Genomic DNA, 12,396 nt, shown 5'->3' on the forward strand with positions numbered 1-12,396 from the left:
CGGTACTGGGTCTACCGTCGGGACCTGTGACAGCAGGTATGTCCCATGCCCCACACAAACTCGACCCGGCCCCCGAAGTCCCTCTGGACTTTCCTCGGGAGTGGGTGGAGTTCACCGACCCCGACAACGACGAACACGTCATCGCCGCAGACATGACATGGCTGCTCTCGCGGTGGACCTGCGTGTTCGGCACTCCGGCGTGCCAGGGCATCATCGCCGAGCGCCCCGACGACGGGTGCTGCTCGCACGGCGCGTTCCTGTCCGACGACGACGATCGCAAGAAGCTGGCGAAGGCAGTGAAACACCTCACGCCGGCCGATTGGCAGTTCATGGACAAGGGCCTGGGCAAGAAGGGCTACCTCGAAGAGGACGAGATCGACGACGAGCCCGCCCTGCGCACCCGCCGCTACAAGGGTGCGTGCATCTTCCTCAACCGTCCCGGATTCGAGGGCGGCCAGGGCTGCGCCCTCCACACCATGGCGTTGCGACGCGGCATCGAACCGCTGGAGATGAAGCCCGACGTGTGCTGGCAGCTCCCGATCCGCCGCACCCAGGACTGGGTGGAGCGTCCCGACGGCACCGAGATCCTGCGCACGGTCATCACCGAGTACGACCGGCGCGGCTGGGGTGAGGGTGGCCACGATCTCGACTGGTACTGCTCCGGCTCCCCCGACGCTCACGTCGGCGAGCGCCCGGTCTGGCAGTCGTACGCCCCCGAACTCACCGAACTCCTCGGTGCGGCGGCCTACGACGAGCTCGCGCGCCTGTGCCGGCGACGCCAGGGACTGGGTCTGATCGCGATCCATCCCGCGACGTCGGCAGCACAGGCGCACTCGGCTGCCGGTTCCGATCAGGCTTCGAGCTTGTAACCCAGGCCGCGCACCGTCACGAGGTGGCGCGGCTTGGCCGGGTCCTCCTCGATCTTCGAGCGCAGTCGCTTGACGTGGACGTCGAGGGTCTTGGTGTCGCCGACGTAGTCGGCGCCCCACACCCGGTCGATGAGCTGTCCGCGGGTGAGCACCCGCCCGGAGTTCCGCAGGAGATATTCGAGCAGGTCGAATTCCTTGAGCGGCATGGCAATCGGCTCGCCGTTGACATGCACGACGTGACGGTCGACGTCCATCCGCACGGGCCCGGCCTCGAGCAGTCCGTCGTCCGCCGCCGCCTCGCTCTCGGTGTCGGATCCGCGCCGCAGCACCGCGCGGATCCGGGCGATGAGCTCGCGCGCCGAGTACGGCTTGGTGACGTAGTCGTCGGCGCCGAGTTCGAGCCCGACGACCTTGTCGATCTCGCTGTCGCGGGCGGTAACCATGATGACCGGCACACCCGAGCGGGTCCGCAGTTGCTTGCACACGTCGGTGCCGCTCATTCCGGGGAGCATCAGATCGAGCAGGACGATGTCGGCACCCTTCCGGTCGAACTCGGCGAGGGCCGACGGGCCGTCGCCGGCGATGGTCGTCTCGAACCCCTCCTTGCGCAGCAGGAAGGCGAGCGGATCCGCCAACGATTCCTCGTCCTCGACGATCAGCACACGCGTCACGAGCTGGTCCTCCGTCTGTTTCTCGGTGTCCGTCCGCCCGGGAACCCGGGTGGGGGTCTGTGTCACGATCCGACCGCCTTCTCGGTGCGGCCGGCGGTGTCGTCCTCGTCGTCGTCGGCGTCCTCGAGGTGGGCCGGGACGAGAAGGGTGAAGGTGGAGCCGGTACCGGGCTTGCTCCACAGGGTGATCTCGCCGTGATGGTTCGCGGCGACGTGCTTGACGATGGCCAGGCCGAGGCCGGTGCCTCCGGTGGCCCGCGACCGGGCCTTGTCGACGCGGAAGAAACGCTCGAAGACCCGTTCCTGGTCCTCCTTCGCGATACCGATCCCCCGGTCGGTGACGGCCATCGCGACCTTGCCCTCGCGCAGCGACCTGCTGATCGTCACCGGTGAGCCGGCCGGCGAGTAGGCGATCGCGTTCTCGATGAGGTTGGTGAGGGCGCTGACGAGCAGCGTTCGGTCGCCGAGGATCTCGAGACCGCTCGGCCGGTCGGTGCTGATGGTGATCGAGGCGTTCTCGGCGGTCAGGCGCGTGCGGTCGAGGGCCTCCTCGACGACGGCGTCGACGTCCACGACCTCGAGATCGGGCAGCTTCTCGGCGCCCTGGAGCTTCGAGAGTGCGATCAGTTCGGTCACCATGTTGCCGAGGCGCGTCGCCTCGCGCTGGACCCGTTCGCCGAAGTGGCGGACGGTGTCGGGATCGTCGACGGATTCGAGCAATGCCTCCGCGAGCAATGCCATCGCACCGACGGGGGTCTTGAGTTCGTGGCTGATGTTGGCCACGAAATCGCGCCGTGTGGCCTCCATGCGGACGTGCTCGGAGTCGTCGAAGGCGTAGAGCACGACGAAACGCGGGTCGCGGTCGAGCAGCGGCCGGACGGTGCAGCGCACCGCGACGGGTTCGCGGCCGAGCAAGGCCTTCGCACCCAGGTCGATTTCTATCGAGTTCCTCGTCTCGAGCACGCGGCAGGCGGCCACCCAGGCACGGTCGTCGATCTGCCGGTTGCGGACGAGTCCGAGTTCCTCGGCGCGCGGGTTCGACAGGACGACGTCGTGGAACTTGTCGACCACCGCGATCCCGGTCGATGCCTCGTGGACGACCCGGTCGAGCACGTCGAACATCGTGAGGTCGGCTTCATCGCTACCGTGCGCTCTGCGCTGCACCAGCCTCCCGACGGCGACGGTGCCGATCCCGCCGAGGACCGCTGCGACCACGGCCAGCAACACGGCCTGCGTAACACTCACACTTCGAATCGTAATGACACCGGTACCCCACCGGACACCGGGTCGACGGCATTCCCCGCACGTCACACCGCATTTTTCGGTTGTTGGAGTGTTGTTCACCGATTGTTCGCCCGGCACCTGCACGAACGAACCGACCCCGTCACCGATCGGAGACGGGGTCGGTTCGGTACCGAAGAGCTGTTACTTGGCGCCCTGGTTGGCGACCGCTGCCGCACCGGCAGCCGCGGCCTCGGGGTCGAGATAGGTGCCACCCGGGTTCAGCGGGCGCAGGTTCTCGTCGAGGTCGTAGCGAAGCGGAATGCCCGTCGGGATGTTGAGGCCGGCGATGTCGTCGTCGGAGATCCCGTCGAGGTGCTTGACGAGCGCGCGCAGCGAGTTGCCGTGTGCGGTGACCAGCACGGTCCTGCCCGCGAGCAGATCCTGGGAGATCGTCGACTCCCAGTACGGAACGAGGCGGGTGACGACGTCCTTGAGGCACTCGGTGAGGGGGACCTCGTCGATGTCGGCGTAGCGCGGATCGGCGTCCTGGCTGTACTTCGAACCCGGCTCGATCGGCGGCGGCGGGGTGTCGTAGCTACGACGCCACAGCATGAACTGCTCCTCGCCGAACTCGTCCTTGATCTCGGACTTGTTCTTGCCCTGGAGCGCACCGTAGTGGCGCTCGTTGAGACGCCAGTCGCGGAAGACGGGGATCCAGTGCCGGTCGGCGGCGTCGAGCGCGAAGTTGGCGGTGCTGATCGCGCGGCGCAGCAGGGAGGTGTAGGAGACGTCGGGAAGCACGTTGTGCTCGGCGAGGAGGGCACCGGCCCGCTTACCCTCGGCGATCCCCTTGTCCGTCAGATGCACGTCCACCCAGCCGGTGAACAGGTTCATCGCATTCCATTCGCTCTCGCCGTGGCGGAGCAGAACAAGTGTTCCGATAGTCATGACCCAATCCTGACATGCACGGATGGCGATTTCGCCACGGGCGCCCCCGATCGTGGGCTATATCTGACAACGCGCGTTGCCAGGAACGCGGGAGTCGGCGTCGCGCACCACAGTTCGCCATCACCGACATACACGGGGGTTCGATGTCACACGGGGAACCGAAGTCACACCGGGGTTCGAAGCCCGACGCACGCATGTCCCGCCGCACCGTCCTCACCGCCCTCGGGGCACTCGGTGCCGCTGCAGCCCTTCCATCCACAGCATCCGCCCTACCACCCACAGCGGCACAGCCGAACCGCCGCGCCCCGGCGGTGCATTCCGGCGGACGCCGGGTCGCGATCCTCGGCGGCGGGATGGCCGGGCTGGCCGCCGCGCACGAGCTGATCGAGCGTGGCTTCGAGGTCACCGTCTTCGAACCGACGGCGCTCGGTGGCAAGGCGCGCAGCATCCCCTCCCCCGGCACCGCGACAGGCGGCCGCCTCGATCTGCCCGGCGAACACGGCTTCCGCTTCTTCCCCGGCTTCTACCAGCACATCCCCGACACGATGCGCCGGATCCCGGTCCCCGGCAACCCGAACGGCGTGTTCGACAATCTCGTTGCGGGACACGGATTCCGGATGGCGATCCCCGGGGCGCCCGACCTCACCGCCCCGGCCTCCATCGCACCGCTGCGCTTCGACGTCTACGACCCGCTGAGCCTGCAGGAGAGCCTGACGGCAGCCTTCTCCCTCGGCGGCTCGATCCCCCCGCACGAGCTCGCGGTCTTCATGCGCAAACTCGTCATGTTCCTCACCAGCAGCCTCGAACGTCGCAACGACCAATGGGAACACGAGACGTGGGCGCAGACCCTCGAAGCCGACGGCAAGTCGAAGGGCTACCGCGAGATCCTCGTCTCCGCACTGACCCGTCAGCTCGTCGCGGCACGGCCGCAGACCGTCTCGACCCGCACCATCGGCATCATGGGCCAGGCCTTCGTGTGGAACGCGATGGGCACCGTGCCCCAGTACGGACATCTCGACCGCCTGCTGTCGGCACCGACGAACGAGGCGTGGATCGACCCGTGGGCGCAACTCCTGCGCGACCTCGGCGTGAAGTTCGAAATGGGTTGGGCGGCCGAGGCCCTGGAGATCTCCGGCGGACGGATCACCGGTGCACGGGTCGTCGACGGGTCGGGCAATCGGGCCCGCGCCGAGGCCGACTGGTTCGTCGCGGCGATGCCGGCCGAACGCGCGGTCTCGCTGTGGTCACCCGAGATCCTCGCGGCCGATCCCGGCCTCGAACGGATGAACGCTCTGGTCACCGACTGGATGGTCGGCATCCAGTACTTCCTTCGGCGACCCACCCCCATCACGCCGGGTCACGTCGCCTATCTCGGTTCGCCGTGGGCGCTCACATCGATCAGCCAGGCCCAGTTCTGGCGCGGCGACTTCGCGCAACGGTACGGCGACGGTTCGGCACACGACTGCCTGTCGGTGGACATCTCCGACTGGGACACCCCCGGCATCCTCTACGGCAGAACCGCCAAGCAGTGCACGCCGGAGGAGATCGCCCGCGAGGTGTGGGCGCAGATGTCGGCCTGCCTCGAGGACGGGACGGGCGCGATCGACGAGAACGATATCGTCTCGTGGTTCCTCGATCCCGGCGTGAAGTGGGGAGCCGGCGGCGTCACCAACGACACCCCGCTGCTCATCAACACCGCCGGGTCGCTCGCGAACCGGCCCGAGGCGCACACCGCGATCCCGAACCTGTTCCTCGCGGGCGACTACGTCCGCAACGACATCGACCTCGCGACGATGGAGGGCGCGAACGAATCGGCGCGGGCGGCAGTGGGTGCACTGCTGCAGACGGCGGGGTCGCCCGCCGCACCGCCCGCGCTGTACAAGTTGCACGAACCGCCCGAACTGGAACCGTTGCGGCGCATCGACGCCGACCGGTACCGGGCGGGACAACCGCACATGCTGGCCTGATCGGACAGGGCCCGGACAGCGGAATCCCCGGGAGACACACGGTCTCCCGGGGATCCACATTTCGTCGGCCCGTCCGTCAGGCGTTCAGGGCACGCAGATCCTTCCGAAGGATCTTGCCCGCAGAGGATTTCGGCACCGTGTCGATGAACTCGACCTGCCGGACCTTCTTGTGCGGCGCGACCCGCGCGGCCACGAAGTCGATGACCTCGTCCTCGGTGACCGTCGAATCCGGCTGCCGGACGACGAAGGCCTTCGGAACCTCCTCGCCCTCGTCGTCGCGGACCCCGATCACCGCGGCGTCGGCGATCTGCGGGTGCGTGAGGAGCAGGGCTTCGAGTTCGGCCGGCGGCACCTGGTAGCCCTTGTACTTGATGAGTTCCTTGAGCCTGTCGACGATCCGGACGGCGCCCTTCCCGTCGACGGTGGCGATGTCGCCGGTGTGGAGGAAGCCGTCCTCGTCGAGGGTGTCGGCCGTGGCCTCGGGGTTGCCGAGATAACCGGCCATGACGTTGGGCCCCTTGCACCACAGTTCGCCGGGCGCCGAAACACCGTCGCCGGTGGGATATTCGACTTCCTCGCCGGTCGCGGGATCGACGATCTTGCATTCCATGTTCGCGATCGTCGGACCCACCGAATCGAGCTCGGTCTCGTTGTCCTCGAAGGGGATCGCGTGCGACACGGGAGACATCTCCGACATGCCGTATCCCTGTCGGACGTTGCAACCCAGGCGCTTCGCGACGGATCCGGCGAGTTCCTTGTCGAGCGGTGCGGCCCCGGAGAATACCGTGTGCACGCTCGACAGGTCGTACCGGTCGACGAGGGGGTGCTTGGCGAGCGCAACCGCGACCGGCGGCGCGATGAACACGTACGTGCACTTGTGTTCCGAGATGTAGGTGAGGAAGTCGACGAGATCGAACTTCGGCATCGTCACCAGCGACGCGCGGTTGTACAGCGCGGCGTTCAGCAGCACCGTCATGCCGTAGATGTGGAAGAACGGCAGCAGTGCGAGCACGCGGTCGTCGGCCGCAATTCCCATCCGCGGGGTGATCTGGCAGACGTTCGCGACGAGATTGCGGTGCGTGAGCATCACGCCCTTCGGCCGGCCGGTCGTGCCCGAGGAATACGGCAGCACCGCGAGATGCGTCGCCGGATCGAACTCGACGGTCGGAGCCGGGGAGCCCTCGGTGAGCAGGTCGCGCAGGGACGGATGACCCTCGGCGCCGTCGAGCACGAAGAGCAGCTCGTCGGGGATCCCCGCGGCCGCGGCGGCCTCCTTGGCCTGCGACAGGAACGGGGAGACCGTGAACAGTGCGGCGGCCCCCGAGTCGTCGAGCTGCTTCGAGATCTCACCGGCCGTGTAGAGGGCGTTGATCGTGGTCGCCGTGGCGCCGGACCTCAGGATGCCGTGGAAGACCGAGGCGAAGGCCGGCACGTTGGGTGCGAGCAACCCGACGACCTTCCCGACACCGATGCCCCGGGCGGCCAGCGCTCCGGCGACGGCGTCGATGTGGGCCACGAGCGTGCGGTAGTCCGTCACGGCGCCGGACGAGCCGTCGATCAGTGCGGGTCGATCGAGCTCGGACTCGTCGAGCGAACCGAACAGGAAGTCGTAGACACTCGATGCCGGGATGTCGACGTCGGGAAAGGGACTGCGGAAACTCATTACTCATCCTCCGAGCATTCTGCTGGCACGCCGTGCCGACTTTCGGTCGAGTTCACACTACCGCAGCGGTTGTGAAGCCCGTCACACGTGCTGTGTGAGGATTGCGAGGATACCGTTCCCGGCGCGATTCGCCTGCCGGAGAGCACGAACCCCGCGTGCGACGGATCGCACGCGGGGTTCGGAAGCCGCTGGAGCTGCGCTCACGATCGTGCGTGAGCTGCGCTCGCTACGCCAGGAGGCGCTGCGCTCAGAGGTACTGACCGCAGACCGGCCATGCACCGGCGCCCTGTCCGGCGAGGACGTTCTCGGCGACGCGGATCTGCTCCTCGCGCGTGGCGTTGTTCGCGGTTCCCGAGCCACCGTAGGCCTGCCAGGTGCTCTGCGAGAACTGCAGGCCGCCGTAGTAGCCGTTACCGGTGTTGATCGCCCAGTTACCACCGCTCTCGCACTGTGCGACGGCATCCCAGTTACCGGATGCGGCGTTGGCGGTACCGGCACCCAGAGCGAACGGGGTCGCAACGAGTGCAGTGGAGGCAGCGAGGGTGCCCAGGGCGCGCTTGATCGTGAACTTTGCCATGTGGATGAATCCTTTCCGGCTGCTTGCGAGGCCCCCGACGCAATGGGTCCGCCACATGTGGGCTGGACGGTCGGTGCCGGCAACACGGTGCGGTGCTGACGCACGCCCGGTCGCTCTCTCGCTCCACCCCTCGGCAGGTTGTGGATCCGACAATCCCGCGGGGGTGGAACGAGCGGCTGCGGGGCCGGTGTGTAACGCCCGTCGGTATCGGGCCTACATCGACGGTAAGGGTTCATCACGGCGAGGTCACGGGTCGATTTTCCGGTACGGCTGTGCGAGAAACCGGACCGGCGATCGACAAAACCCCAGGTCGCTTCGCGGGAACGCACCGTTTCCCGGACGTTTCCAGCGGATTTCGATTGTGGCGATGGTCACACGATACGGCCGTGCAGACCTCTCCAACCGGACATGCTCACGGCGCGGTAACGGTGTTCGGCGACGCCGTCACCCGTTCGCTTCGCGCCGATCCTCGGGTTCGTCGTCGTCCACATCGGGTTCGAACGGCGTACCGGTCTCCTCCTCGATGAGGTGACGGAAGGGCTCGAGATTGCGCAGCGGCTCGCCGCGCGAGACCCGCCATTCCCATTCACGCTTGATCGACGTGATGAACCCGATACCGAGGATGATGTTGAAGTCGTAGTCGGCCGCCTCGAGGACCTGCCCGAGGACCGCGTCGATCTCCTCGGGGGTCACCGCGTGCGCGGCGATACGTCCCACCAGATAGATGTCGCCGACCTTGTCGAGCGTGTACGCCACGCCGTAGAGGCGCCGGTTGCGGCGCAGCAGGTAGCGGTACACCGATTCGAAGTTCTCGTCCGGCTTGCGGCACACGAACGCCTCGACCCGCACACCGTGCTGTCCGACGCTGAGCAACGTGGTCGTCTTGAGCTTCTTCTCGCCCGGGAGCTCGACGACGAAGTGCCCGCCCTCCTTGACGGAGAACTCGAGCTCGCGATCGCGCAGCGTCGAATCGATCAGTTCGATGAGCCGGTCGCTCATGCCGTGACTCCCCTCGTCCGTCGCAACTTCCACACTCCACGCTGCCGTCGCAGCGAATGCTCACCGGTACCGAAGGCGCGGTTGCGGCGCATCCCGGCCCGCCGATAGCTGTCGAGCAGTCCTTCCGCGGTGTGTTCCCACGAGAAGGACTCCGCATGCACGGGCGCGGTCGCCGCGAACCGGGCGAGACGATCCGGATCGCCGACGAGCGAACGCAGCGCCGTCGCCCAGTCGTCGATGCGGTGCCCGTCGACGAGCATGCCGGTCTCCCCGTCGCGCACGGCGACCCCGAGACCACCGACGTTCGCGGCCAGCACGGGCGTGCCACAGGCCTGCGCCTCGATCGCGACGAGACCGAAGGACTCCGAATAACTCGGCACCGCAACGAGATCCGCAGCACGGTAGACCTGGACGAGACGGTCGGGCGGCTGCGGCGGGAGGAAGGTCACCCGCGACGCGATACCCAATGCGGACGCGAGTTCGATGAGCGCGTCGGGGCGCTCGAGACCCGTTCCCGACGGCCCTCCCACCACCAGGACCCGCAGCGGCATGCCGGGGTCGTCGGCGAGTGCCCGCGCCGCGGCTTCGAGCAGCACGTCGGGAGCTTTGAGCGGCTGGATGCGGCCCACGAACGCCACGACGGTCTCGCGCGGGTCGAGTCCGAGTTCGGCGCGGGCGGCCGCGCGGTCGCCGGGCCGGTAGCGGTTCAGGTCGGCGCCCGGCGCGACAACGTCGATCTTCGCGGGATCGGCCCCGTAGATACGTTCGAGCTGCCCCGCCTCGTCGGCGGTGTTGGCGACCAGGCGATCGGACTCCGCGACGACCTGCTGCTCCCCGATCTGCCGGGCCGCGGGTTCGGGGGTGTCGCCCTCGGCGAGCGAGGCGTTCTTCACCGCGGCGAGCGTATGGGCGGTGTGCACGAGCGGCACGCCCCAGCGGTCGCGGGCGAGCCAGCCGACCTGCCCCGACAGCCAGTAGTGCGAATGCACCAGGTCGTAGTAGCCCTGCGGGTGCCGTGCCTCCTCGCGCAGCACGCCGGCGGCGAATGCGCACAACTGCGTCGGCAGATCGTGTTTGTCGAGTCCTTCGAACGGACCGGCCTCGATGTTGCGGACGAGCACCCCGGGCGCGGCCTGCTGCACGGCCGGGGCGGCCGACGAGGTCGCGCGGGTGAAGATCTCGACTTCGACGCCGCGACGCGCGAGCTCGACAGCGGTCTGCAGGACGTACACGTTCATACCGCCTGCGTCCCCGGTTCCGGGCTGCGCCAGCGGCGAGGTGTGGACCGAGATCACGGCCACGCGGTGCGGGCGGCTGGGCTGGGACGTCACCCCTCCATACTGCCCTGCTGCCGATCTTCGCGTGTCGCCGCCTCCGCCGTCGCAGCTCGAGCGAACTCTCCGACCTCCGACACGAACCGGTGGGGATCCTCGACGAACGGACCGTGGTCTACGCCCTCCCAGATCGAGGTCGTGGCGCGGCGCAGCAGCGACGCCGCATGGTGCGCCGCGGAGACGTCGACGACCGAGTCGGCGTCGCCGTGCAGGAGGAGAACCGGCACGTCCAGGCCGGCGAGCAGGTCGTCGTTGCCCACCGCTCGGTCGAACAGCGCCGCACGGACCCGGGGCGGGGTGGACAGGCTCGCGCCGAACAGTGCCTGCGACACCGCACCCTTGCCCTCGAGGAGAGCGCTGTCCTCGACGGGACCGGTGAGCGCGTTGCCGAAGGAACCGAGCGCGCGCACCGCTTCCTTCGGGTCCTCGGACATCGCGGCGGGGATCGCGGCACGCATCGAGGCACCGACGCGTCCGCCCTTCTCGCCGCGCCCGATGCTCGTGATGGCACCCACGAGGACGAGGCCGGCGACGGCTTCCGCGCCGTGTTCGGCGAGATAGTCGCAGATCACCAGACCGCCGTAGGACCATCCGAGCAGCACCGCCGGGTTCGTCCCGGAGACGTTCTCGGCGGCGAGCACCGCGGCGAGGTCGCCGGCCCAGAGCTTGCGATCGGCGTATCCGGTCTCGGGAGCCTGCGAATAACCGTGTCCGCGCAGGTCGACGGCGACCACACGGAAGTCGCGGGCGAGTGCGTCGAGAACCCCGTCGCCCCAGCACCGCGACGACTGCGCCCATCCGTGGAGCAGCACCAGGACCGGTGCCGTTTCGGAGCCGAATGCGCGATACACGAGGGAGGTGCCGTCGATACCGGCCACTTCACGAACTGCCATGCGCGTCACTCTAACCGTGCCCGCACATGGATCCCGCCGGCACAGGTGACCGCGAGGATGCCCGCGGCGACCGCCACGAGATAGCCGGTGCCGGCATCGGTCCGGTCGATGACCTGTCCCACCAGCGCAGAACCCGCGGCGACACCGACCCCGAGACCCGCGACGGTCCACGTGATGCTCTCGGTGAGCCGGTCGGGCGGCACGATCTGCTGCGTCAGCGACGTCGCCACGATCATGATGGGCGAGATCGCGCATCCTGCAACGAAGTACAGCACCGTGAGCATCGGCACCGAACCGGCGAGCAGCAACGGGCACAGCAGGACGGCGAGAGTGCCGGTGGCGACGAACAACTGGCGGGTCGGGGCATTCGACCCCACCCGGCTCCCGAAGACAAGGCCGCTCAGCGCCGAACCCGTCGCGAACAGTGCGAGCGCGAAGGTGGCCGATCCCGGGGAGTCCTGTTCGGCCGTGAACGCGACGGCCGCGACGTCGATCACCCCGAAGACCACACCCATCGCGACCATCACCACGACGATGGACAGGAGGACGGGCATGCGCAGGATGTTCGTCCGCGCACGGCCGTCGGTGTTCGGTTGCACGGGCGGTTCCGTGCTGCGCAGCGCCGCGAGGGCGAGGGTGCCGACGAGCAGCAGGACCGCGCCGAGCAGCGGGCCGGCCTCGGGGAAGACCGCCACACTCAGCCCCACCGACAGGACGGGGCCGACGATGAAGCACACCTCGTCGACCACGGCCTCGAGCGCGAAGGCCGTGCGCAACCGCGGGGTACCGCCGTAGAGCTGCGTCCACCGCGCCCGCACCATCGCCCCGATCGTGGGCATGAGCCCGGCCGGGATCCCGCAGACGAACAACCACACGGTGGGCACCTCGAACCGGACGCCGGCGAGCATCGCGAGGGTGGCGACCGCACTGACCGCCGCCGCCGTGGGCAGGACCCGTCGCTGGCCGTACCGGTCGACCGCGCGGGAGACGAGCGGGGTGAGTACGGCGTACGACAGCGCGAACACCGCGGACAGTGCACCGCCGACCGCGTAGTTCCCCTCGAGCTGCGAGAACATCGTGACGATGCCGATCCCGACCATCGCGATCGGCAGGCGCGCCACGAATCCCGCGAGGCAGAACGCGGCTGCGCCCGGCGCTGCGAACAACTCGCGGTACGAGCCACCCTTCTCTCCTGTCACGTGCTTCTCGCGTTCTCTTCGGTCCGATCCGGTCCGGTCAACGTTATGGCCGA

General features: G+C 68.4%; 11 protein-coding genes. 2 read left to right on the plus strand and 9 right to left on the minus strand.

Going from position 1 to position 12,396, the window contains the following annotated elements; all coding sequences use genetic code 11:
- Positions 1-38: 38 nt before the first annotated feature.
- On the plus strand, positions 39-869 hold the full coding sequence (locus tag U9J23_RS18110) for a hypothetical protein (RefSeq protein ID WP_059383354.1): 831 nt from the start codon (positions 39-41) through the stop codon (positions 867-869).
- Here U9J23_RS18110 and U9J23_RS18115 read toward each other — a convergent pair.
- From U9J23_RS18115 to U9J23_RS18125, 3 genes are all read right to left on the minus strand, one after another.
- On the minus strand, positions 851-1,540 hold the full coding sequence (locus tag U9J23_RS18115; RefSeq protein WP_059383421.1) for a response regulator transcription factor: 690 nt from the start codon (positions 1,538-1,540) through the stop codon (positions 851-853). The genes U9J23_RS18110 and U9J23_RS18115 overlap by 19 nt on opposite strands.
- 62 nt (positions 1,541-1,602) lie before the next feature.
- Positions 1,603-2,784 (minus strand): sensor histidine kinase, encoded by a 1,182-nt coding sequence (locus tag U9J23_RS18120; RefSeq protein WP_272268408.1) that lies wholly within the window; start codon positions 2,782-2,784, stop codon positions 1,603-1,605.
- Between the two features lie 180 nt (positions 2,785-2,964).
- Complete coding sequence (locus U9J23_RS18125; protein WP_272268407.1) at positions 2,965-3,711, minus strand: phosphoglyceromutase; 747 nt, start codon at positions 3,709-3,711, stop codon at positions 2,965-2,967.
- Between the two features lie 194 nt (positions 3,712-3,905).
- On the opposite strand from U9J23_RS18125, the gene U9J23_RS18130 reads away from it, so the two are divergent.
- The gene (locus U9J23_RS18130; RefSeq protein WP_326599600.1) at positions 3,906-5,678 is read left to right on the plus strand and encodes a hydroxysqualene dehydroxylase; all 1,773 of its coding nucleotides are present in this window, start codon (positions 3,906-3,908) and stop codon (positions 5,676-5,678) included.
- A 76-nt stretch (positions 5,679-5,754) separates the two neighbouring features.
- On the opposite strand, the gene U9J23_RS18135 is transcribed toward U9J23_RS18130, so the two are convergent.
- The 6 genes from U9J23_RS18135 to U9J23_RS18160 all read right to left on the minus strand — a co-directional run bounded on the left by U9J23_RS18135 (position 5,755) and on the right by U9J23_RS18160 (position 12,343).
- Positions 5,755-7,341, minus strand: a complete 1,587-nt coding sequence (locus tag U9J23_RS18135) for a 4-coumarate--CoA ligase family protein (RefSeq protein ID WP_326599602.1) — start codon at positions 7,339-7,341, stop codon at positions 5,755-5,757.
- Between the two features lie 247 nt (positions 7,342-7,588).
- Positions 7,589-7,918 (minus strand): transglycosylase family protein, encoded by a 330-nt coding sequence (locus U9J23_RS18140; protein WP_326599605.1) that lies wholly within the window; start codon positions 7,916-7,918, stop codon positions 7,589-7,591.
- A gap of 444 nt (positions 7,919-8,362) precedes the next feature.
- Positions 8,363-8,917: a YbjN domain-containing protein gene (locus U9J23_RS18145; protein WP_016693718.1), complete on the minus strand. Its 555-nt coding sequence runs from the start codon at positions 8,915-8,917 to the stop codon at positions 8,363-8,365.
- Positions 8,914-10,248, minus strand: a complete 1,335-nt coding sequence (mshA, locus tag U9J23_RS18150) for a D-inositol-3-phosphate glycosyltransferase (RefSeq protein ID WP_059383361.1) — start codon at positions 10,246-10,248, stop codon at positions 8,914-8,916. Before mshA ends, U9J23_RS18145 begins: the two co-directional genes overlap by 4 nt.
- Complete coding sequence (locus U9J23_RS18155) at positions 10,245-11,144, minus strand: alpha/beta fold hydrolase (protein WP_326599609.1); 900 nt, start codon at positions 11,142-11,144, stop codon at positions 10,245-10,247. Before U9J23_RS18155 ends, mshA begins: the two co-directional genes overlap by 4 nt.
- A 5-nt stretch (positions 11,145-11,149) precedes the next feature.
- Positions 11,150-12,343: an MFS transporter gene (locus U9J23_RS18160; RefSeq protein WP_326599611.1), complete on the minus strand. Its 1,194-nt coding sequence runs from the start codon at positions 12,341-12,343 to the stop codon at positions 11,150-11,152.
- Positions 12,344-12,396 lie beyond the last annotated feature (53 nt).

The organism is Rhodococcus sp. PD04 (assembly GCF_035918275.1).
Classification (GTDB): Bacteria; Actinomycetota; Actinomycetes; order Mycobacteriales; family Mycobacteriaceae; genus Rhodococcus; species Rhodococcus rhodochrous.